Annotated in this window: 19 protein-coding genes; 8 read left to right on the forward strand and 11 right to left on the reverse strand. The window is 68.1% G+C overall.

The window, feature by feature from the left end:
* The first annotated feature begins 29 nt into the window (after positions 1–29).
* The 3 genes from FPJ27_RS03705 to FPJ27_RS03715 are packed head-to-tail and all read left to right on the forward strand — an operon-like array spanning position 30 to position 4991.
* Positions 30–884 (forward strand): FAD binding domain-containing protein, encoded by an 855-nt coding sequence (locus FPJ27_RS03705; RefSeq protein ID WP_204420875.1) that lies wholly within the window; start codon positions 30–32, stop codon positions 882–884.
* Complete coding sequence (locus tag FPJ27_RS03710; RefSeq protein WP_204420876.1) at positions 865–3684, forward strand: molybdopterin cofactor-binding domain-containing protein; 2820 nt, start codon at positions 865–867, stop codon at positions 3682–3684. Before FPJ27_RS03705 ends, FPJ27_RS03710 begins: the two co-directional genes overlap by 20 nt.
* Positions 3685–3713: 29 nt before the next feature.
* Positions 3714–4991, forward strand: coding sequence for an MFS transporter (locus tag FPJ27_RS03715; RefSeq protein WP_072437691.1), 1278 nt, complete (start codon positions 3714–3716; stop codon positions 4989–4991).
* A gap of 31 nt (positions 4992–5022) precedes the next feature.
* Here the strand turns inward: FPJ27_RS03715 and FPJ27_RS03720 are convergent, their stop codons facing one another.
* Entirely contained in the window at positions 5023–5802 is a 780-nt protein-coding gene (locus tag FPJ27_RS03720; protein WP_072437690.1) for a GNAT family N-acetyltransferase, read from the reverse strand.
* A gap of 204 nt (positions 5803–6006) precedes the next feature.
* Positions 6007–7068: an AraC family transcriptional regulator gene (locus FPJ27_RS03725; protein WP_239483174.1), complete on the reverse strand. Its 1062-nt coding sequence runs from the start codon at positions 7066–7068 to the stop codon at positions 6007–6009.
* Here FPJ27_RS03725 and FPJ27_RS36255 point away from each other — a divergent pair.
* A complete protein-coding gene (locus FPJ27_RS36255; RefSeq protein WP_239483177.1) occupies positions 6971–7183 on the forward strand; it encodes a hypothetical protein in 213 nt (70 codons plus the stop codon). The two genes, FPJ27_RS03725 and FPJ27_RS36255, sit on opposite strands and share 98 nt — an antisense overlap.
* On the opposite strand, the gene FPJ27_RS03730 is transcribed toward FPJ27_RS36255, so the two are convergent.
* On the reverse strand, positions 7167–8801 hold the full coding sequence (locus FPJ27_RS03730) for an AMP-binding protein (protein WP_204420878.1): 1635 nt from the start codon (positions 8799–8801) through the stop codon (positions 7167–7169). The genes FPJ27_RS36255 and FPJ27_RS03730 overlap by 17 nt on opposite strands.
* A 366-nt stretch (positions 8802–9167) precedes the next feature.
* On the opposite strand from FPJ27_RS03730, the gene FPJ27_RS03735 reads away from it, so the two are divergent.
* The 4 genes from FPJ27_RS03735 to FPJ27_RS03750 all read left to right on the forward strand — a co-directional run bounded on the left by FPJ27_RS03735 (position 9168) and on the right by FPJ27_RS03750 (position 11876).
* On the forward strand, positions 9168–9464 hold the full coding sequence (locus FPJ27_RS03735; RefSeq protein WP_072437687.1) for an NERD domain-containing protein: 297 nt from the start codon (positions 9168–9170) through the stop codon (positions 9462–9464).
* A complete protein-coding gene (locus FPJ27_RS03740) occupies positions 9419–9811 on the forward strand; it encodes an alpha/beta hydrolase (RefSeq protein ID WP_204420879.1) in 393 nt (130 codons plus the stop codon). Before FPJ27_RS03735 ends, FPJ27_RS03740 begins: the two co-directional genes overlap by 46 nt.
* Positions 9812–9861: 50 nt before the next feature.
* The gene (locus FPJ27_RS03745; protein WP_204420880.1) at positions 9862–10611 is read left to right on the forward strand and encodes an SGNH/GDSL hydrolase family protein; all 750 of its coding nucleotides are present in this window, start codon (positions 9862–9864) and stop codon (positions 10609–10611) included.
* A 158-nt stretch (positions 10612–10769) separates the two neighbouring features.
* Positions 10770–11876 (forward strand): AraC family transcriptional regulator, encoded by a 1107-nt coding sequence (locus FPJ27_RS03750; RefSeq protein WP_072437685.1) that lies wholly within the window; start codon positions 10770–10772, stop codon positions 11874–11876.
* A 31-nt stretch (positions 11877–11907) separates the two neighbouring features.
* Here FPJ27_RS03750 and FPJ27_RS03755 read toward each other — a convergent pair whose 3' ends face one another.
* The 8 genes from FPJ27_RS03755 to FPJ27_RS03790 all read right to left on the reverse strand — a co-directional run bounded on the left by FPJ27_RS03755 (position 11908) and on the right by FPJ27_RS03790 (position 22616).
* Entirely contained in the window at positions 11908–13401 is a 1494-nt protein-coding gene (locus FPJ27_RS03755) for a HAMP domain-containing sensor histidine kinase (protein ID WP_204420881.1), read from the reverse strand.
* On the reverse strand, positions 13398–14120 hold the full coding sequence (locus FPJ27_RS03760; RefSeq protein WP_072437683.1) for a response regulator transcription factor: 723 nt from the start codon (positions 14118–14120) through the stop codon (positions 13398–13400). Before FPJ27_RS03760 ends, FPJ27_RS03755 begins: the two co-directional genes overlap by 4 nt.
* A gap of 296 nt (positions 14121–14416) precedes the next feature.
* Positions 14417–15862 (reverse strand): hypothetical protein, encoded by a 1446-nt coding sequence (locus FPJ27_RS03765; protein ID WP_204420882.1) that lies wholly within the window; start codon positions 15860–15862, stop codon positions 14417–14419.
* Positions 15863–15996: 134 nt separating this feature from the next.
* Complete coding sequence (locus tag FPJ27_RS03770) at positions 15997–16992, reverse strand: hypothetical protein (RefSeq protein WP_204420883.1); 996 nt, start codon at positions 16990–16992, stop codon at positions 15997–15999.
* 3 nt (positions 16993–16995) lie between these two features.
* The gene (locus FPJ27_RS03775; RefSeq protein ID WP_204420884.1) at positions 16996–18297 is read right to left on the reverse strand and encodes a hypothetical protein; all 1302 of its coding nucleotides are present in this window, start codon (positions 18295–18297) and stop codon (positions 16996–16998) included.
* A gap of 3 nt (positions 18298–18300) precedes the next feature.
* The gene (locus FPJ27_RS03780) at positions 18301–19677 is read right to left on the reverse strand and encodes a hypothetical protein (protein WP_204420885.1); all 1377 of its coding nucleotides are present in this window, start codon (positions 19675–19677) and stop codon (positions 18301–18303) included.
* A gap of 39 nt (positions 19678–19716) precedes the next feature.
* The gene (locus FPJ27_RS03785) at positions 19717–20769 is read right to left on the reverse strand and encodes a hypothetical protein (protein WP_204420886.1); all 1053 of its coding nucleotides are present in this window, start codon (positions 20767–20769) and stop codon (positions 19717–19719) included.
* 50 nt (positions 20770–20819) lie between these two features.
* The gene (locus FPJ27_RS03790) at positions 20820–22616 is read right to left on the reverse strand and encodes a hypothetical protein (protein ID WP_204420887.1); all 1797 of its coding nucleotides are present in this window, start codon (positions 22614–22616) and stop codon (positions 20820–20822) included.
* Positions 22617–22668 lie beyond the last annotated feature (52 nt).

Below are 22668 nucleotides of genomic sequence, written 5' to 3' on the forward strand. Positions count from 1 at the left end.
GTAACCATGAAGATGCACGCACTCTTGCGATGAACTATCTTCGCGCCAACACCATCGACGAAGTGCTCGGCAGGCTTGCGGAGCATCCGCGGCCGCGCATCGTCTGCGGAGCAACCGACGCCTTCGCGGATATCGGGCTGGTGCCCGCCAGGTCTGCATGGGTGGACATCAGCCGCATCGCCTCATTGCGCGGCATCGAGCAGCGCGACGGTGTAGCCCGTATCGGCGCTGCGAGCACCTGGGAAGCCATCGCCCGGACTGCCTGGTTGCCCGTGGCGCTCACGGGAGCGGCAGCTTCCGTCGGGCCCCGGCAAATTCGCGTCCAGGGCAGCATCGGCGGGAACGTGTGCCATGCCTCTCCGGTGGCGGACGGCATCCCGCCGCTGCTGGCACTCGACGCTTGCGTCGAGCTGGCGAGCACACGGGGCGTGCGCCGTTTGCCATTGGCCGAGTTCTTGCCGGGCAGCCGCCGGACCGCGCTGCACGCGGACGAACTGCTGGTTGCCATCCTGTTTGCGCTACCGCGCGCGCAGGATCGGACGTCGTTCGTCAAATGCACGAATCGCGACGGCGCAGCGATCGCCGTCGTTTCGGCCGCCGCGCATCTGCGCGTGTCCGTGCACGGTACGGTAGAGGCGGCCGCCGTTGCCGTCGGTGGCGCATCCGACGTTGCGCGGCGGATACCGGTGCTCGAGGCGGCGCTGTCGGGCCGGCGGCGCGAAGATCTGGCGGGCGTGATCGAAGCGGCGCCGCTCGCGGAGCTGTCCCCGCTCGACGACTGCCGGGCGACGGCATTGCATCGCATTCATCTCGCGCGGCTGGCTGTGGCGCGCGCTTTCAGAGGCTGCATCGAGGAGAACGCACGTGGCGCATCCACTGCTTGACGAGCTTGCCGACGTTCGCGAAACCACCGCCAGCGGCAGCGCTCCGGTTTCGCCGCCACTCGACTGGTTCGAACTCAACGGCACGCGGCTGCGCCTGCCGGCGGACCAGTCGCAGCGGCTGGTCGACTACCTGCGCGCGGACTTGCGGCAGTTCGGGACCAAGGAGGGTTGCCGCCAGGGCGACTGCGGAAGCTGCACCGTGATCGTCGATGGCGATGCGCGTTATGCCTGCCTGATTCCGTTGGGGCAAGTCGCGGGACGCCGCGTCGTCACCGTCGAAGGGCTGGCCGACGGCACCCGATGCGGCAGCCGCCTGCAGCAAACCTTCCTCGCGCATCAGGCGGTGCAATGCGGATTTTGCATACCGGGCATGCTGACGGCAGCGGCGGCGGCAATCGACGCCAACCGCGTGACCGACCGCGCGAGCGCGCGGACCGCCATCGATGGCGTGCTGTGCCGCTGCACGGGCTACCGGAAGATCGTCGACGCCGTGACCGAGGTCGGGTGCGGCACCGCCGCGCGGCACTGTACGGTTGCCCCGTCCGACGGGCCGTCCGTCGGCGTACCGCTGACGCGCCTCGACGGGCCCGAAAAAGTCGATGGCAGCCAGCGTTTCGGTGCTGACGACTATCCGGCCGACAGCCTGTTCCTGCGCGCGGTCCGCTGTCCGCATCACCGCGCTCGCTTCGCGTTCGGCGACCTCGACGCATTTGTCGCAGCCCATCCGGGCGTGCGTCGTGTGTTGACCCACGTCGACGTGCCCGGCATGAATCTGCACGGCGTCGCGACACCGTACGCCGACCAGCCCGTCCTTCCGGAAACGGAAACACGACACCATCTCGAGGCGGTTGCGCTGGTGGTCGGCGAGCGCGACGCAATCGCGGCGCTCGACCTGAGCCGCTTTCCCGTCACATGGGAACCGCAGACACCGGTGCTCGCGATCGCCGACGCCGTGCTGGACGACAGTCCGCAACTGCACGCCGATCGTCCCGGCAATGTGCTGATCGAGGGGCTCGTGCGCCGCGGCGACGCGGAACGCGCGATACAGGGCGCCCCTTATGTCGTGAGCGCGACGTTCGAATCCAGTTTCGTCGAGCATGCGTACCTCGAGCCCGAGGCCGGCTGGGCGCGACGCGTGGGCGACACCATCGAGATCCATTCGTCCACGCAGGCGCCCCATCCGCATCGCGGCGATCTCGCCCGCATTCTCGCCGTCGCGCCGGAGCAGGTGCGCGTCGTGGCGACCGCGGTCGGCGGCGGCTTCGGCGGCAAGCTCGACATGACGGTCCAGCCGTTGCTGGCGATCGCGGCCTGGCATCTCGACAGGCCCGTTGCGATGGTGTTGTCGCGCGAGGAATCGATGGCCACGTCGACCAAGCGCCATCCCGGCCGAATGACGTCCAGCATGGCCGCGGATGCCGATGGCCGACTGTGTGCCGTGACGTTCGACGGCGACTTCAATACCGGCGCGTTCGCTTCCTGGGGCACCGCCGTTGCCAATCGCGTACCGGTGCATGCCGGCGGCCCGTACGTCATTCCCCACTATACGGCGCACTCGCGCGCGATTCATACGCACGTCACGCCCGCGGGCGCGTTCCGCGGCTTTGGCGTACCGCAAACGACGATGTCGCAGGAACAACTCGTCGACGAGCTGGCGCTCAAGGCGGGCATCGATCCGCTCGAGTTTCGTGCAATGAACGCGCTGCGGCCGGGAGACCTGCTGCCGACGGGGCAAGTCCTGGACGATAGCGTGGGCCTCGTCGCGTGCCTCGATGCGCTGCGGCCGGCATGGCGTGAAGCGCAAGCCCGTGTCGCCGCGCTGAATGGCGCGTCGCCGGGCCACCTTCGCCATGGCGTCGGCGTGGCCGCGTTCTTCTATGGTTGCGGCAACACCGCGCTGCCGAATCCGTCGACGGTCCGCTTCGGTATTCGACCCGACGGCACGATCGTGTTGCACCAGGGCGCGGTGGATGCCGGCCAGGGCTCGAACACGGTCATTCCGCAAATCGCGGCCGATGCGCTGGGCGTACCGGTCGATTGCCTGCGGATCGTCGGTCCGGACACCGCGCTGACGCCGGATTGCGGCCGTACCTCGGCGTCACGCCAGACCATGGTCACCGGCCGGGCTGCGTTCCTCGCCGGCACGACGCTGCGCCACCGGCTGCTCGCCCTGGCAGGCGCGGCGCCCGATGCAAGGATTTCGTCCGATACGCGCGGGATCGCCATCGACGGCGCCGCACTGGATCTCCGGGCCCTGCCCGTCGATGCACACGGCTACGTCGTCGCGGCAGAAGAAAGCTTCGATCCGCCGACGACGACGCTCGATGCGACAGGGCAAGGCATCGCCTACGCCGCCTACGCGTTTGGTGCGCAAATTGCGGAAGTCGTGGTGGACTGCGAGAGCGGGCGCGTTCGGGTGCTGAAGGTCGTGGCCGCACACGACGTCGGCAGAATGGTCAATCCGACACTGCTTGAAGGGCAGATCGAGGGCGCGGTGGCACAAGGCGTCGGCATGGCGCTGATGGAGAAGTATCACCCCGGGCAATACAACAATCTGCACGACTACATGATTCCGACGGTGCATGACATGCCGGAGGTGCAGTCGATTTTCGTCGAAGCACCGACGACCGTCGGCCCCTACGGCGCAAAAGGCATCGGCGAGCCGGCGCTGGTCCCGACGGCCGCGGCCATCCTGAATGCCATTCACGATGCGATCGGCCTACGAATCCGCGAAGCCCCCGCATCACCGGATGTCGTCCGTCAGGCGCTGGCGACCCGACGCTCGCCCGCGGGGCTTTGACAGAGCCGCTTCTACTCCCGGACAGAACAATGACGTCAACGAGAAATGTCGAGCACGTGTCGCAACCCGCGGTATCCCGCCCGTCCTGGTATGCGGAACTCGGCCCTGCGGGAAGGCGCACGTTCAACGCGTCGTTCGCCGGCTGGGTGACCGATGCGTTCGATTTCATGGTGTTCAGCTTCGTTCTGGCTTCGCTGATCGACCTCTGGGGGCTCGATCGCGGCAAGGCCGGCCTGCTGGGCACGGTGACGCTGATTTTCTCGTCGATCGGCGGATGGATTGCCGGCATCCTGGCGGATCGATACGGGCGGGTCAAGGTCCTGCAAGGAACCATCCTGTGGTTCTCGGTCTGTACGCTCGCGATCGGCTTCGCGCAGAATTTCGAGCAGATCTTCGTCCTGCGCGCGTTGCAAGGGCTCGGCTTCGGCGGCGAATGGGCCGTCGGCGCCGTGCTGATCGGCGAGATCGTCTCGCCCGCACATCGCGGCAAGGTGGTCGGCCTGGTGCAAAGCGGCTGGGCCGTCGGATGGGGTATCGCGGCGATTCTCTACAGCATCGCGTTTTCCGTGCTGCCCGAGTCGCTCGCCTGGCGCAGCCTTTTCTGGGTTGGGATCCTGCCCGCGTTGCTCGTCCTGTACGTCCGCAGGCACGTGCCGGAACCCGACGTGTTCGCGCAGGCAGCCGCCACCCGGAAACAAGGCGCCGGCCGGCCCTCGGCATGGGTTATCTTCTCCCATTCGCAGGTGCGCCGCACGGTACTGGCCGCACTGCTCTGCACCGGCATCCAGGGTGGCTTCTATGCGATGTCCATCTGGCTGCCGACCTTTCTCAAGATCGAGCGACATCTCTCCGTGCTCGACACGGGCGCGTATCTGTTCGTGATCATAGTGGGGTCGTTTTGCGGCTACGTCGTCGGCGCATACCTTTCCGACTATTGGGGGCGGCGGCGCAACTTCATGCTGTTTTCGGCGCTGTCGCTCGTATCGGTGTGCCTGTACCTGACGCTTCCGCTATCCAACGCGCAGATGCTCTGGCTCGGGTTTCCGCTGGGCTTTTCCTCGTGCGGCATCTTCAGCGGGGTCGGCGCGTACCTGACGGAATTGTTTCCGTCGGGCTTCCGCGCGAATGCACAGAGCTTTACCTATAACTTCGGCCGCGGAATCGGTGCCCTGTTTCCAAGCCTGGTCGGGATGTTGAGCCACTCGATCGGGCTGGCGATGGCCATCGCGATCTTTTCGGGGGCGGCCTATGGCGTGGTGCTGCTCGCGGTTCTCCTGTTGCCGGAGACCAAGGCCCAATCGCTTTGAATGTTCATCGTCGAAAACGCGCGCCCGTCCGTCACCGACCGACGTACACTTGCCATTCCTCGCCGGCGGCAAAGCCCATCGACTCATACACGTGGCGTCCCGCCGGTGTGCAATGCAGAAACGCGGTATGCGCGCCTTTGTCGATCGCGGCGTTCAATACCGCCTGGGTCGCCGCTCGCGCGTAGCCTCGTCGCCGATACTCGGGAACGGTCGACACATTGAATACCCCCACCTGGTCGTTGCACAGGACACCGAACGATGTTGCAACCGGAATGCCGGCGCATTCCACCAGAAAGCCCATCATCCCGTCCGACTCCAGCACCGCCCGCGCGCTCAATCGTCGAAACACCTGCTCCGGCGCGCCGTAGCCTGCGGCAAGCGTGCTGTTGTACCGTTCGCTGTCCGCTGCCGCCACACGCCGCACGACCACCCGGCCATCGCCGGTTGCCGGCGCTTCGACGCGGTCCAGCCGCTTCGTCATGAATGGCAGCGCGACACATTGCGTCAGACCGTATTCACCCGCGATTTGTCGGATTGCCGCGGCTTGCGTGCCGGCAGCGCGTGTCTGGATACTCCATGGCAATTCGCAATCCCTGAACGATTCGGCAAAGACTCCGATCTCGTCGACGTCGGGCTCGCGCGTCATGCCGATGACCGCATTGAGCACGGGCACGGGCGCGCCACTGTAGATCGACTTCGTTCCGTGCGCGCCCGTTGCCACGGAACCGACGTCCTGCAAGCGGCAAAACGCGTCGATCGATTCGTGCCACGCGGCGACGGAAGCATCCAGCATATCGGTGAATAAGCGCATTTCGTTCCTGGAACAGCGTCGATGGCTGATCTATCGACAACACGCGAACGACGGATTTATTCCGCGCCCCGCGTCGCAGAGCGCGTCGCCGCATCGGAGATTCCACGATTCACTTCCACCCGCGAAGGAAGCCGGTTATGGGAACCGCCGATGGGAGCCGGCTATGGGAACCGGCTTCGAAAAGACGACAGCGGGCGTCGCGCGCTACGCGCGCCGCCGATATGTCCCCGGCGTACTCCCCGTCCAGTGCCGGAACGCGCGATGAAACGCGCTCGGATCGTCGAACCCGATATCGGCGCCGATCGCCGCGATCGTGTCGGGCGTATCGGTCAGCCGCTGGATCGCGATGTCGCGCCGCAGTTCATCCTTGAGCACCTGGAACGTCGTCCCTTCGGCCGCAAGGTGGCGGCTCAGCGTGCGCACCGAGCAATGCAGGTGCTCGGCCGCCTGGTCGATCACCGGCAGGTCGGGCAGCGCCGCCGACAGGTATTGCCGCACGCGATGGCACACGAGCTGTTCGCTGAACGATTCGAAGATCCAGTCGCCGGGCGCGCGCGCGAGAAACTTGCGCAGGTTGCGCTTGCTCTGCCGGATCGGCGCATCGAGGTAGTCCGCGCTGAAGCGCATCAGCGTGCGCTCGCAGTCGAACTGCACGGAGCCGGTGAAGAAGTACAGGTGGTCGACCGCATGGCGCGGCCGCGGGCACGCGAACTCGATCCGCAGCAGCGGGATCTTCTGCCCGATCAGCCAGGAACATACGCCGTGCACGAGCTTGAGCATCAGCTCCTGACCGAGCGCGCCGATCGGGCCGATGGCCTCGTTCGGGCGCAGCAGCACCTGTGCGACGAGACCGTCGCGCTTCGATTCGACGAAGAAGTCGTCGAGCAGGATATGGAAGAACTGGCCGAAGCGATGCAGCGCCGTTTCGAGGTTGCGCGCATCGAGCAGGCTCAGGCACAGATACTTCAGCGTGCCGCCGCGCAGCGGGCGCGAGAAGATGCCGGGCATCTCGTCGTCGAGGTCGATCGCGAGCGTGCGGTACAGCGTCGAGAACTGCTCCTCCGTCACGCGCGCATGCGGCTCGCCGAGCAGTTCGATCGGAATGCCGGCCCCGCGCAGGTAGCGTTCGACCACGTCGCGCTGCGCACCCGCGCTCGCGAGGAAACCGTTGACGAGCGAGATCGGCACCGTCGCGCTCGGCGACGGCAGCGCACGCCCGGGCCGGGCGGAAAGTGAATCTGAGCCGGTCATCGCGTCCCCGTCGATCGAACCGCTCGCATTGTACTTGAGCGGCCCGCGCGTCCGCTTCGGGGCCTTCGGCGCGCCGGGCCGCGCCGCCGCGGCCGCGCGGCGCTTCGGCGCCATCAGTCGGTGCGGCTGAGTTCCCGGCGCAGGATCTTGCCGACCGTCGACTTCGGCAGCCGGTCGACGAAGCGGACGAGCTTCGGCACCTTGTAGGCCGCGAGGCTCGCGCGGCAATGCGCGACGAGCTGCGCCTCCGTCACGTCGGCATCCGACGCCAGCACCACGAACAGCTTGACGGCCTCGCCGGTGCGCGCGTCCGGCACGCCGATGCATGCGCATTCGGCGACGCCCGGCAGCGCGGTCGCGACGGCTTCCACTTCGTTCGGGTACACGTTGAAGCCCGACACGATGATCATGTCCTTCTTGCGATCGACGATCCGCAGGAAGCCGGCTGCGTCGAACACGCCGACGTCGCCGGTGCGGAAATAGCCGTCCGCCGTGAACGCGGCCGTATTCGCTTCCGGCTTCTGCCAGTAGCCGGTCATCACCTGCGGCCCCTTCACGCAGATCTCGCCCGCTTCGCCGATCGCGACCTCGCGATCCTGGTCGTCGAGCAGCTTCACGTCCGTCGACGGCAGCGGCAGGCCCGTGGTGCCCGTGAACGTGTCGATCGATTGCGGGTTGAACGACACGACCGGCGACGTTTCCGACAGCCCGTAGCCCTCGCGGATAAAGTTGCCCGTCACCGCCTTCCAGCGCGACGAGATCACGTCGATCACCGCCGCGCCGCCGCCGGCCGACAGCTTCAGCCGCGACCAGTCGACTTCCTTCAGGCGCGGATGGCCGGCGAGCCCCGCGTACAGCGTGTTCACGCCGACGAACACGGTCGGCCGCGCGGCCTTCAGCACGTCGATGAACGCGTCCATGTCGCGCGGGTTCGCGACGAGCCAGTTCTGCGCGCCGATCGCGAAGTAGGACAGGAAGTTCACCGTCAGCGCGAAGATGTGGTACAGCGGGATCGCGGTGACGACGACTTCCTCGCCCGGCACCCGCGCGGCCGCCACGATCGCCGCGAACTGTTCGATGTTCGCGACGAGGTTGCGGTGCGACAGCGCGGCGCCCTTCGACAATCCGGTCGTGCCGCCCGTGTATTGCAGCAGCAGCAGGTCCGCGCCGCCCAGCGCGACCGGCTCGCACGCGAGCGATTCGCCTGCGGCGATCGCGTCCGCGAGCGCGATCGAACCGGGCGGCAGCGCGTCGCACGCACCGGCCGGCGCATCGACCACGCCCAGATCGCCGCGCCCCACGCTCAGCACGGTGCGCACGCGCGTGCCGCCGACCACGTCGGCGAACGTGCCCATCGACCCGCCGCACACCACGGCGACCTCGACGCCTGCGTCGTTGAGTTGATGCTCGAGCTCGTGCGCGGTGTAGTGCGGGTTCACGTTGACCTGGATCGCGCCGATCCTCGCGACGGCGACGAACACGACAGGAAACGCGAGCACGTTGGGCAGCATCACGGCCACGCGGTCGCCCTTGCGGACGCCGACGACCTGCTGCAGATAGGCGGCCAGCGCGCTCGACAGGCGATCGACATCGGCATAGGTCAGCGTGCGGCCGAACGCATGGAACGCGGGACGATCGGCGAAGCGGCGCATCGCGTCGTCCAGCAGCACGCTGACGGAAGGATGGCGATCGGCGTCGATCTCGGCGGGGATCGCGCCATATGACGCGGTCCAGTGTCTCTTGATCATGTAGGTATCCTTGTGCGGCCGGCGCGCAGGCTTCGCGCATCGCGGGAACCGCTCCCGGATCGATGCTGGCGCCGCTCGCTCGACGCCCCGTGCCGCTTGGGCGAAGGTTGTCTCACGAATGCCGACTATCGCCCGCCGGCCGTGCTTTGCAAATGATCGATGCGGTCGTAAAGATGATCGAAACGGACACGCATCGGATGTCGCCCCGCAGCCAACGCCGAAGCTCGTAAATGAACATCCTCGGACAATATCGACTCGGATGCCGCTCGCCGCTGTCGGAAGCGCATCAATAACGAAATGAAAATGGGGTGCAGCATGCTCTAATAGCTGGCTGACGTGAAAAACAACAGGGCCCACGAACAGACCATGACGGTTGAAATCTTCTGTCGATATTCCAAAGGCGCGAAGAATGCTGCCGAGAGACGCGTTCTTCAACGAGTCGTCGAGATCCTCGAAATCAATGAACATCCGGCCGTCGTTCTCTGCGACTTCTATTGTGGCGGCCAACAGATTGATTTGCTTGTCGGCACCGAAATCACGACGCTCGTGCTGCAGGTCAAAAGCTATCGCCACGCTGTCTCGGGCAGCATCACTCCTTCGGAGCGGCTTGCACGCTGTTGTCGATCAGCCGGTTCGGCCTCGCCACGACGAAGCTGGTGCTGATCAGCTGCTTTTCCGACGCCGTATTCATCACCGACTCTTTTGCGCGATTTTTCCGGATAAAAGCGTCCGTCATTCATGCAATGCGCGTACGACTCGAACAGCGACATCGGAATGCGTGGCGTTGGGACCAGATAGCGCCGGCGCGACTGATCCGTGGTTTCGATCGGCCGGTACTATTGATTCATGACGAGGACGACGACGAGGTGCCGTTCCGACAGGCGCAGGAACTCCATTCGAGCCACATCAACGCAAGGCTCTTCTCGACACGCAAGCAAGGTCATCGGAAGATCTTGCGCGACAAGACCGGTATTGCGGCCACGCTGGCCTTTCTGAACGAAGTCGCGTAGCCTCCGCGATTCTTCACTGCGAAAGCGCATCACCTCGATCCTCTTGCTCTATGTTGACGCTATATAAGTACGCGCTTGGCCCGATCCTGCTGGCTCAGGCACGTTGGTTGCGCAGAACCGCGCTGCGCCTGCCCGAGGCCAACGGTCCCCGTAAAGGGAGCGAGGGCGCGGATGATGGTTCGACGGCGCCCCTGCGCATCCTGGTGGTCGGCGATTCTTCGGCGGCGGGCGTGGGCGTGGACGAGCAGGAACATGCACTGGCGCAGCCGGTTGCACGGCTCCTGGCACGCGCCACGGGCCGACGGGTCGAATGGCAACTGATCGCGAAGTCCGGCGTCAATACGGACGAGGCGTTGAAGCTGTTGACGTGCAGCACGATCGGGCCGGCCGACTACCTCGTCACGGCGCTCGGCACGAACGACGTCACGTCCCAGCGCAAGCCGGGGCAATTCATCCGCGACTATATCGCGCTCGCGGATCATCTCGGACTGCGAACCGGCGCCGCCGGCATCGTCGTGACAGGATTGCCGCCGTTGCGCATCCTGCCGGCCGCACCGCATCCGCTGCGGTGGTACCTCGGCCGCTACGCCATTCGACTCGATCGGATCTTGCGGCGCTGGGTCGACCTCCATCCCGCGCGACGTTACGTGTCGCTCGAGTGGGCCGCGAATCCCGCCGAGATGGCAATCGACCGGTACCATCCCGGGCCGAATCAATATCGTCGATGGGCCGAACTCGTCACCGACAAAATTCTGACGTTGCTCAGCGAGACGAGCCCGCCTCTACACACGGGAAAGTAGTCGACATCGGGCAAAACGGAGCGCCGGCGCCATGCGCGGCAGACGGTCCGGCCCACGGGCGGCGGCCGGACTCAGGGTGAACCCCGTGGCGACCCGGTGCATTCGAGGGCAGAATCGCGTACCCGGAATCGCTATCGAATCGGACTCAGGACTCACCCATGCTGCGCGACGCGCCGTTGAAACCGGCCAAGACACGGCCCCCCGGCGATCGGTCGCCCGACGCCGCGCTGCCCGCCATGCTGCGCGAGAAGTGCTTCTCGCCGTCCAAGCTCGCGGTCCTGCTGCAGGTCGCGTCGGACCTGGGGCTCGACGCCGGTGCGGTGCTCGCCGGGACCGATCTCGATCCCGCCGCGGTCGCCGATCCGTTCACGCTCACGTCGTCCCAGCAGTTCCTGACAGCCGCAGGCAACGCGATCCGCGCTTACGGCAACCCGGATCTCGGCGTGCGGGTCGGGCACCGATTGCACGCGTCGAGCTACGGGATGTACGGCTACGCGATGCTGTGCTCGGAATCGATGGCCCACGCGTTCGACTCGGCCGTCAAATACCACCAGCTCGCGAACCGCATGCTCGAAATCGGCTGGGTCGTGCAGGACGACACGGTTTCGTGGCTGTTTCCCGATCGGGAAACCATGCCGCTGCCCTGTCTCGACGAGCCGCTTTACCGCTTCCTGATCGACATGCAGTTCGCGCTGCACGTGACGATCATCAAGGACGTGATGGGCACGTGGTGCGTGCCGGCGCGTGCGCAGTTCACGCAGCCGGAGCCGCCGCACGCGGCCATGCTGTCCGACGCGCTCGAATGCCCGCTCGCGTTCGACCAGCCGCGCAACGTGCTCAGCTACCCGGCCGCGTGGCTCACGCGCGCACCGCAGCTCGCGAACCCGATCACCGCCGCGCAGGTGTCGTCGCACTGCGCGCGGCTGCTCGACGAACTGCGCACCCAGTCGGGCGTCACGCGCCGCGTCTACCAGGAACTCACGCGCATGCCGGGGCAGTTCCCGGACCTCGACGCGATCGCACAGACGCTGTGCATCACCGCGCGCACGCTGCGCCGCAAGCTCGAGGCCGAAGGCACGTCGTACAGCGAACTGCTGACGAGCGTGCGCAAGGCGCTCGCGATCGACTATCTCAGCACCACCACGCTCAGCACCGAGGACATCGCGCTGACGCTCGGCTTCAGCGATGCGGTCGGATTCCGTCACGCGTTCAAGCGCTGGACCGGCACCACGCCGAGCGACGTGCGGCGCAAGCGCGGCGGCTGAACGCGGACGACGACGCGGACGCTGACAAATTTCAGCGTGCGTCGCCGGCCGTCGGCGACGCGATCGCCAGCGCAAATTCGAACACCGCGCCGCGCCCGGCCCGATCGACGAGCCGGATGCTGCTGCCGTTGAGCGCCAGCATCCGGTGCACGATCAGCAGGCCGAGCCCGCCGCTCGTCAACGCGGCGCCGCTCATCGGCCGCTGCGGCCGCTGGAACAGCCCTTCGCGGCGTGCCGCCGGAATCCCTTCGCCGGTATCCGACACGGTCACGACCACGCAGTCGCCCCGCGGCTCCAGCGCGACCTCGACCTCGCCGCGCGAAGGCGTGTGCCGCAGCGCGTTGTCGAGCAGGTTGGTCAGCACGCGCTCGATCATCCCGAGATCGGCCGACACGACCGGCACGCGCGGCGGGATCCGCGCATGCAGCGCGATGCCGCGCGCCTGCGCGGCCAGCTCGAATTTCTGGAACACGTCCTGCACGAGATCGACCAGCGAGAACGGCTCGCGCTCGGCCTGCACGCCGCCCGATTCGAGCCGCGCGAGTTCGAACAGCGCCTGCGCGAGCCGGCCGACCTTCGCGCTCTGCGCAAGCGCGATCGACAGGTAGCGCCGCCGTTCGGGTTCGGCGAGCGCGTCGGACTTCAGCGACAGGGTCTCCAGATAGCCGTGCAGCGACGTGAGCGGCGTGCGCAGGTCGTGCGAGATGTTCGTGATCAGTTCGCGCCGCTGCTGGTCCTGGTGCGTCAGCGCGCGCCACTGTTCGCCGATCCGGTCGGCCATCTGCGCGAACGCGGATTCGAGCACGACGATGTCGTCGCCGCGCCGGCCCGGCGGCGAGCGCGGCACCGGCGGCTGCGTGTCGGGCACGCCGTTCGCGTCGAAACGTCGCATCGCGTCCGTCAGCCGGCGCAGCGGGCGCGTGATGAAGCTGAACGCAGTGAGGCCCGCGAGCAGGCCGAGCAGCGCGACGACCGCCATCGACCACAACGTCGTGCGCAGCACGTTGCCGGCGTCGACGCGCGCGGCCAGCCGGTCGTGCGCCTCGCCGAGCAGCACCACGTAGATATAGCCCGACGGCGGCTGCCCGGCGCGCTGCAGCGGCGCGGCGCTGAACACCTTGCGCGCGTCGGGGCTGCGCGGATCGTCGCCGAGGATCGGCAGCGGCTGGCCCGCGATGAAACGCTGCACGGGAGCAAGATCGACGCGGTCGCGCTTTACGTGGCCGGGCGGCGCATCGTCGCCCTTGATTCGCCCCGCGTTGTCGAGCAGGTACACCTCGACGCTCGGGTTCACGCCCATCAGCTGGCCGAACAGCGTGCGCACGGCGTCGGGGCGCAGCCCGTTCGCGTCCATCAGCGGCGCGCTGTTGGCGATGTTGGCGGCCAGGTCGCGAGACAGCCCCTGCACGACTTCCTTCTCGCGCATGTCGTTCGCGCGGATCTGCAGCCACGCCGACGCGCCCGAGCACGCGAGCAGCAGGACCGAGAACACGAGCGACAGCCGCTGGGTGAGCGTGAGTTTCATGACGCGTCCCGCTGGCCCGGCGCGGCGAGCTTGTAGCCGCGTCCCCACACGGTGAGGATCCGCACGGGCTCGGCCGGATCGGCCTCGATCTTCGCGCGCAGCCGGTTGATGTGGGTGTTGACCGTGTGTTCGTAGCCTTCGTGCCGGTAGCCCCACACGGCATTGAGCAGGTCCATCCGCGAGAACACCTTGCCCGGGTGCCGCGCGAAGAAATACAGCAGGTCGAATTCGCGCGGCGTGAGGTCGATGCGCGCGCCGTCGACGCTCGCCTCGCGCGCGATCGGGTCGATCGACAGCCCGGCGACGTCGAGCGTGCCCGCGTCGATCCGCGAATCGCGCGCGAGCGCATCGACGCGCCGCAGCAGCGCCTTCACGCGCGCGACGAGCTCGAGCACCGAGAACGGCTTCGCCAGATAGTCGTCGGCGCCGAGCTCGAGGCCGAGGATCCGGTGCACCTCGCTCGAGCGCGCACTCGTGATGATGATCGGCGTGTAGCGCGTCATCGCACGCGCGCGCCGGCAGATTTCGAGGCCGTCGACGCCCGGCAGCATCAGGTCGAGGATTAGCGCGTCCCAGTTGCCCTGTTCGAGCAGGCGCAGCCCTTCGGCGCCGTCCGCGCTGTGCACGACTTCGTAGCGCTCGTCGCGCAGGTGCAGGCTCAGCACGTCGGCGATGTCGGCGTCGTCCTCGACAATCAGGATGCGTTTCGGATGGTCCATGGCGGTGGGCGGCGGCACGTCGGGCTCGGGTTCGGTAACGGTTGCGACAACGGTGGTCGGGATTGCCGGTTGCCGGGGGCGAATCGCGGCGCAACGCCGCGCTGCCGCCATTGTGCAAAATTTTGCGGTGGCGAGTGATCACAAATCATTTAACTTTGAACAACGTATGCGCGGTGAGCCAATGCCCGCAAGGCTTTTCGCTCCGGCGCCTGAAATGCAGTTTCCGTCATCCGGGTACGAACGCTAAATGAACCCCAAAAAGCGGGCGCTTCGGGAACGGCCGCCGGTGCACGCGCTCATGACGCTGCGCGGTGTCCCGCTGCCGTTGCGCCGGCAGGCGATCGAGGTGCTGCCGCAGCGGATTGCGCGGGCAACGGGGACGCTGCTGCGCCAGGCCCGGAAGGCGGCTGCGGAGCAGGCGTATGCGTCGCAGCCGGTGGCGACGAGGACGCTTGGCCGGCGCCGGCTCCCGCTGCCGAACCTGACGCGACGGAACCCGAAGCCGCAGGCGCGGCGCCGGGCGGCGGGCGCAGCCCGCCGTCGAGCGAGGTCCGGCGAGCTGCCAGGTCGGCCTGTTCGGCGCTGCGCAGAGCGGCGCGATCGGAGGACAGGCGCGCCGCTTCGGCATCCGGATTGATCGTGTTGACGCGGATGCGCTCGACGTCGCCCACGCCCGCCAGCCGGTTCAACGGCACGTAGTCCGTCCGAAACACCAGTTCGACGCCGCTGCTCAGGTTGACGTCGGCGTGCGAACTCTCGGTCGTCTGGGTCCGGTCGGTCGACACGTAGCCGATCGTGCTCTGCACATTGGCCTCCGCGCCCCAGGGCCCGAAGCGTGCGCCCCCGCTCACGCCCACCGTGTTGCGCGTGTCGAATTGCGAGCCGCGGTCGTTGGCGGCGGCGCTGCTCGCATCGATATGGAAATTCATCGCGGCGTTGAGCCGCCCGCTCTCGATGACGATGCGCTGCAGGCCCATCTGCACCATCGTCGCGAGCAACTGCTGGCGGTTGCGGGCCAGCACCTGCTGCGCGAGCGGCACCAGGCGCTCGGGATCGGAAGCCGGGACCGCGTCGCCCGGCCCCATTCCCAGTGCGCTGCGCAGCGCCGCTTCGGCCGGCGGGGACGCGCCCGGGCGCAACGTCAGCCGGGTCGCGGCATCGCGCTCGGCCTGCAGCTCCTGCTGGCGCTGGCGGCGCTCGTCCGGCGGCAGACCCGCCAATTCGTCGGCATCGTCCGCGGCCTCGTCGTCGCCGGTGACCTGGTAGGCGGCGGGGAAATGCTCGGCCAGCCACTGCCGCGCGCCGGCGATGCCGACGTTGCTGTCCGCGAAGCCTTCGGTGGTCTGCGCGACGTTGCGGATCAGGTCGACGAACGCGGTCAGCTGCTGCTGGTTCGAATCGTTCATCGCCTTGAAAACACCCGTGATCAGCTCGGTCACGAAGCGCGGGAACGACACCGCGTTGAGCACCGCCCGGGTGGTGCCGGCCATCCGGTCGATGGCGGTGCCCGAATAGTCCGAGCCGGCGTTCTGCGCGACGGCCAGCGCCGCGCCGGGACGCGCCGCGAGCGCGTCGTGGTCGAGCGCGATCGAGCCGATCCGAACCAGTCCGGACGCGAGATCGCGGCGCGTGGCCGGATCGAGGGCGCCGAAGCCCTGCTGCGCGGACAGCAGTTCGCGGACACGGTGGCGAACGTCGGGCCGCAGCACCGGCGAACGCGCAGGGCGCGCGGCCGCCGCCATCTCAACGGCTCCGCCGCGCGTCGCGCGTCCCGCGACGCGTAGCGCGCGGCCGGGGTGGCGACGGCGCGTCCACCGCCCTCGGTATCCCGGTTGTGCCGTCCGCATCGCGACGGCCTGAGCGACGAGGTTTCATGTCAGCGTCCGAGTGCCGCCCACGGGTTCTCCGGCGCGGCCGGCCCCAAAGCCGGCGGCACGCCGCGGCCGGCGTCCGGCGCGACAGGCGCCTGGCCATCGGGTTTCTCGCCGAGGCCGAGCGTTGCCTCGATCCATTCGGCGGCGGCGGCGATCACCGGATTGTCGGTGGTCACCAGCGGCGACGCGCCGCCCAGCGCATCCGCGACGTCCGCCAGCCATGCGATCACGGTCATCCCGGCCTTGCCGCGCCGGACATGGGCGGCGGGCTGGCGCGGCGGCTGGCGCGAGAGCCGGCCGATGCCGGCGACCACGCCCCAGATGTCGTGCGCACCGAAGCCTTGACGCATGTCGGCATGGCCGAGGATCGCGAACGCGTCCCTGAGCATGCCGACGATCTCGCCGGCCATGAACGCGGTCACGCCGGTACACGCGGCGCTAAGGTCTTGCGCGAGCGAGCGGGCGGCGTTGCGGACCCGCGCCTGGTGCCCGAGATCTCCGCGCGGGTCGGCGCCGGGCGTCTCGTCGAGTTTGTAGAGCGCCTCGCAAAGCGCGAGCATGCACTCCTCGAACTGGACGTTGCGCTCGGCATCCGCCGCCGCCGGGCCGTACGCGGTGCCGAACAACCGCGAATAGAACGCCGCGCGTTCGCCGGCCGCCAGCTTCTCGGCGCGGTGGCGCCACCAGTTGGCGACCAGCGGCCCCGCGCCGCCGAGATCGACGCCGACGGCGCCGCTCGCGGACAAGCCGGCGAGCGCCTCGACCGCGGGGATCACGCCCGCGGGCTCGAGATCGGCCGCCAGATAGAGCGACGCGAGCGCCCGCAGCTGCGCCTTGTCGACGCGCGCGGCGACGGGATCGGGGATCGCGATGTCGCCGAGCTCGTCGAGCGCGAAGGCCAGGCCGTGCGCGGTCGCGCGCTCGACGAGCCGCTCCCCCGACCGGATGGCGACCGCGAGCCCGGCATCCGCCAGCGGGGCGATGAGCATGCGCGCCATGATTCAGTGCTGCCCGGCCGGCAAGCCGGCGGCGGGGGCCGGCTTGTTGGGGTTGTACGGCGTCGAGTTGCCCTGGATCACCGACATCATCTCGGGCGTCGCCATCTTGTCGAGCGGCAGGTAGTCGCTCTTGAAGTTGACGCGGACCTCGCCCGAGAGCTTCGCTTTCACCTCGGCTTTGGATTCGCTGGTGTCGTCGAGCGCCGACCCGACGGTGGCCACGTGTTCCTGCTGCCCCTCGAACGCGGCGTCGGCCGAATAAGGCGTGTACCAGCTGCCGTAGTGGGCGCTGAGCGATTCCTTGTATTTCTGGCTCTCGCGGTCGTGCATCGACGCGGTATAGGTGCGTTTCGCGGTGTCGCTGGCGCGCATGTCGAACACCACCTTGGCGTTGATCGACCCGTCGGTGACGACGATGCGATTGATGCCGAGCATGACCATCGACGACAGCAGCTGCTGGCGCTGCTTCGCCATCTGCAGGCGCGCCGCGGTGACGAGGCGCAGCTCGGACTTGTCGTCGGACAGGTCGGTCACGGGCGGATCGAGGTTGTAGTTGCGGCTGATCTCGGCGAGCCGCTGCGGCGCGTTGTCGCCCTGCGCCACCAGCCGCGACGGGGCCGCGGCGGCCGCCGCGCCGGCGCTGTCGGCGTCGAACGCGTCGGCGCCGTCCTGCGCCTGCACCGACAGCACGTCCGGGAACGAATCGGCGAGATAGTCGCGGCCGGCCCCCTCGCTGATGTTGTCGCTCATGAACTGGGCGGTGGTCTTGGCGACATTGGCGATCAGCTCGCCATACGCGCGCATCTGCTCGATCGAGCTTTCGACGATCGCCTGGAACACGTTCTTGATGAGGCCGCCGACGAATTTCGGGAAATCGACCTTCTGCACCATCTGGCCGAACTGCTCGACGCCCTGCTTGACCGCGCCGGCCTGGAAGTCCTTGCCGGCGAAGCCGGGATCCTGCGACAGCTGGCGCTTGGTGGCGGTGACGGGATCGTCGGCCAGCGCGGCGGCGGCCGGCACCGGACGCGGTGCTGCGACGGGGCGCGCGAGGCCGGTAGGCGGCAGTTCGCCGTTCGCCTCGCGCTCGGCGATCTCGGCATGCACGCCGTTGGGATCGGCCAGGTACGCGAGCACCCGCACCGTATCGGCGGCGATGCGGCGGCGCTCGTCGTCGGGCAGGTCGAGGAACGACGGAATCGCGGTCAGCAGGCGGCGCACCTCGGGCCGCGTCGCGTCGAACGCGGCGGCGCTCGTGGGCGGCCGTACCGGGTGAAGCGCGTCGGGGGGAGCGGACAGGCGCATGGCTCAGTTTCCCCTGGCCGGAGCCGGCGCGGCGGCCGGTGCGGCGACCGGTGCCGCAGCGGGTGCGGCTCCGGCCGGCGGCGTTTTCGGGCTGGGCAGCACGTTGGGATCGGCCGGCGTCGCGTTGCCGGTGATGGTGGCGATCATCTGCGGCGTCGCCATCTTGTCGAGCGGCAGGTAGTCGCTCTTGAAATTGACGTCGACCCCGCCGGACAGCTGGATCTTGGTCTGCATCGCCGCGTTGCTGGTTTCGGACGCGGCGGTCGACGCGGTGATGATCGGCTTGTTCTCGTATTCGTAGTCGCCCTTCGCGTAGTAGTCGGCGCTGTACTGGCGGCCGTTGTCCTTGTCGTTGCTGGAGTCGTACTTGCCGCCGCGGTCGTAGGTGCCCTTGCCGGCATGGGTCGTCTGGACGTTGCCGTCCTTGTCGCGGGCGAGGTCGACCGCGGTGGCGCTGCGCTGCTTGGAGAGCGTGTCCTGCGCGCGCACGTCGTAGATGATCTTCGCGGAAATCTTGCCGTCGGTGACGACGATGCGGTTGATGCCCATCAGCACGATCGAGGCCAGCATCTGCTGGCGCTGCTTGGCGAGCTGCATCTTGAAGCGGTTGACGATGGCCAGTTCCGACGCCTCGTCCGACAGGTCGAAGGTGTCGCCGTCGCCCATCTGCAGGCGGGCGCGCACGGTCTTCGACGCGTCGTCGGGGTCGACCCCGTCGCGCACCTGCACGCGCGGGCTCGGCGTATCGCCGCTGTCGTCCATGCCGATCTCGAACAGGTCGGGAAACTGGCCGACCATGTGATCGCGTGCCTGGTTCTCGGTCACGTGCTCGTCGGCGAACTGGCCGAGCGATTTGGCCACCTGCGCGATCATTTCCTGATACGCCTTCATCTGCTCGATCGAGCTGTGGGTGATCGACTGGAACACGCCGCTGATCAGGCTGGCGACGAAGGTCGGAAACTTGACCTGGTTGAGCAGCTCGCCCGCCACCGCGGCGCCTTCGTGCGCGGCCGACGCGGTGAATTTGGACTTGCCGATGGCCTCGACTGCCTGGTTGTGGTCGTCGAAATTCTTCTCTTGCGCCGAATGATCCGTGTTGTCGTCGAGCGCGCGCGCAGTGGCGATGCCCAGCCCGCCCGGAATCTCGTGGCCGGAGAACCCCTCGGGCCGCGCCAGGTAATCGGCGATCAGCGCGGTGTTGCGGGCGATGTCGCGGCGATCGGCGTCGGGCATCGCGTTGAAGGCCTGCGATCGGGTCAGCATCTGCGCGACGCCGTGGCGCACTGCGTCGGCCGGCACCGGCGGCGTGTGGCGCGGGACGGCCGCGGCGGCGCGCGGGGGCGGCGCGATCGGCGTGGGACGGGCAGCTTGCGGGAACATGGCGACCTCGCGGGAAACGCGTGACGAAGCGATTCGGATTCAGCTGGCCTGGGCGAACGCGTCCACAGGCAGTTCGAACTCGATGGGGCGCAGGTAGAGGCTCACCCGCGCCGGGCAAGCCGCGTCCGTGCGCAGGCTGATGATCGAGAAGCGGCCCGGCCAATGCGCGTCCTCCGGCGTAAACGCGCCCATCCATTGCTCCAGCGCCTGCAGCCCGCGCGGACGCTCGGCGAGCCCCATCGTCAGCAGGCTGAGGAATGCGGGCGGCACGTCGGGGATCGCCGAGAGCAGCACGTAGAGCTCGAAATCCGGCCCGTCCGGTCCCAGCCCGAACGCGAGCAGCGCGCCGTGCGGCGGCAGGTCGAACCGCCCGCCGAGCACCAGCCCCAGGAGCTGCATGATGCCGGGCAGGCGATGGCCGATGCCGAGCGCGTCCATGACCGGCTGCAGATCGGCGAGCCGCAGCGCCCGGGTGCACGCGAACGTGAGCCGCTGGCCGCCGAGGTCGCGCTGCGCCGCCATCGTGGTGAACAGCGGCTTGAGCCCGGGCACCATCCGCAGCGCGGCCTGGACGATGCCGGCCAGGTCGCGCGGCAGGTTCTCGATCGTGCCGGCGTCGCCCGGCAGCTCGTAGTACACCTTGGACGCGTAGAGCCCGTCGCGGTCGTAGCTGGAGCCGAAGAACGCGCCGTAGTCGAGGTTGCCGCCCGGTCGGGCGAAGCCCCGGAACGGCTCGCTCGCCTGGTCGAACCAGTGCAGCGCTTCGCGGCCGATGAAGTCGCGGATCAGCTTGCGCATTTCGCGCGTCGACGCGTCGCGCCGGTCGATCGCGGACGCCTCCGGCGGCAGCGGCTCGATCGTGAAACGCAGCTTGCCCGGCTGGCTTTCCGAGAAGCTGGGTTCGAACGGCACCGCCATCGGCATCAGCGCGTTGTCGCGGAACCGCAGATCGTCGGCGCCGTCGCCGAACGTGCGCAGGAACAGGTCGCGCGACGGCGCGAAAGGATCGGCGGTGCCGAGGCTTCGCGCGGCGCTCTTCAGGCGGCGTTCGACCCGGGCGACGACCGGCTCGCGGATTGAGGTCAGGGGCATGGCTCGGCTCCGGCAGGGTTCGGGGATGGCGCAGCGCACGCAACGCCGGTTCAGTGCGGGCGGTTCGAGTAGTAGCTCGCGCCGTTGTGCGTGCCGACACCGTAGCCCGCCGTCACCGGCACGCCCGTGCCGAGGCCGATGCCGGCGCCGATATCGCCGACGCCGTCCAGCATCTCGCGCGCCATCGCCGGGATCGGCACCGGCTTCGACGTCATCTGCGGCGCCTCGCGCGGCTGCGAGAACTGCTCGATCTGCGTATCGGTGGTCGCGGTATCGGCCAGCCACAGCTCGCACGCGTTGACCAGGTCGTAGTCGGTGGGATCGACGGTCGACTTGTGGTTCGACGAGACGTCGGGATTGGCGATCTGGTCGATGCTGAGCAGCGGGCCGGTCGCCTTGTTGACGCGGTCGACGTTGTTGGCCAGCCACGCGGTGATGATCGTGCCGCAGGTCGCCAGCGTGCGATAGCGCGAGCTGGTGCGCGCGCCGCCCAGATCGTAGGTCGCGACCTGGTCGATCACCTGCCACATGTCCTTGGCACCGTAGCAGCCGCGGATCTCGGGGTCCTGCAGCAGGTCGATCATGAACTTGACCTGCGACTGGATCTCGCGCGCGGCGTAATGCGCCATGCCGTAGCCATGCAGCGAAAGGTTGCCGGCGAGATCCCGGGCAGCCTTGCGCACCTGCTGGTGGTTGATCGGGTTCGGCACGCTCGCGCGCAGCAACGCGTCGACCTCGGTCTGGCGCACGAACGACGACACCGACGACACGAAGCGGATCCACAGATCGTTGAATTCGCGGTTGCCCGCGGTATTCGGATCGCCGCCCGGGACGCCGAGCGTGATCGCCGCGAAGTTCTTGCGCTCCTGCTCGGAGATACGGTTCGGCGTTTCGCGCCAGTAGCGATAGAGCAGCTTGCCGGCATTGCCCGGGCCGATCGGCAGCGTGCCGTGCTGGAACTGCTCGACGATGCGGTCGACGACCTGGAACACCTTGAGTTCGTCGAACATTGCGGCGACGATCATCGGGCCCATCACGCGCACGTTGTCGGCGACGATGTTCGCGTCCTCCAGATCCTCGAGGTTCGGCAGGTCGATGCCGAGATCGGCGATCGCGTCCTGGCTGCCGATGTTCTGGACGGTGTTCAGCTCCTCGTTGATGCGGCGGCGCAACTGCGGCTCGTCGGCCTGGATCTTGCGGGCCTGCAGGCCGCGCATCACCCGCGCGAATTCGGTGGCGACCACGCCAGGCTTCTCGCCGTCGCGGCCGTCGGGATCGCCCTCGATGCACAGCAGCGCCAGCACCCGCTGCGCGAGCGCCCCGTACGAATTGGCTTCGCCCACCGCCGCGAAGAACTGGCGGGTAAAGGCGTTCATCAGCCCGCTGTCGTCGTCCGGCACGGTCCTGCCGTCCGCGACCTTCACGGGCGGCGGCGTGGCTCCGTCCACCACGAGGATGCCCAGCACCAGCGCGACCAGCGTGATCGCCGCGGGCTCGGGGTCCGCACCGTTCGCGCCGTTCGCCCCACTCGCGCCGTCCGCGCCGAAGATCAGCTGGCCTTCGTCCTCGGTAAGCAGCGGCGGGTTGACCAGCGACTTGCTGGCGAGCAGTGCGCGGGTGGCGACGAACAGCGGGTCGCAGACCTCTGCCACGTCGCCGGACGACGTCTTGCTGCGGTAGACGACGTCGAGAATGGCCTTGCACAGCGCGAGCTGCTCGCGCTCGGCAGCGACCGGGGGCCGCTTCAGCGACTCGAGCCGGTTGACGATATCGACCAGCCCGTCGCGTGCCCGGGTCTCGAGGTCGACGAAGTCGAGGAAGCGGACTTGATCATTGACATGAAACATTTAACTTCTCCTTGAAATCCGGTCGGTTCGAGGGAATGAACGGGATCCGGTG

Source organism: Burkholderia sp. MS455, from assembly GCF_016899445.1.
GTDB classification, from domain to species: domain Bacteria; phylum Pseudomonadota; class Gammaproteobacteria; order Burkholderiales; family Burkholderiaceae; genus Burkholderia; species Burkholderia pyrrocinia_C.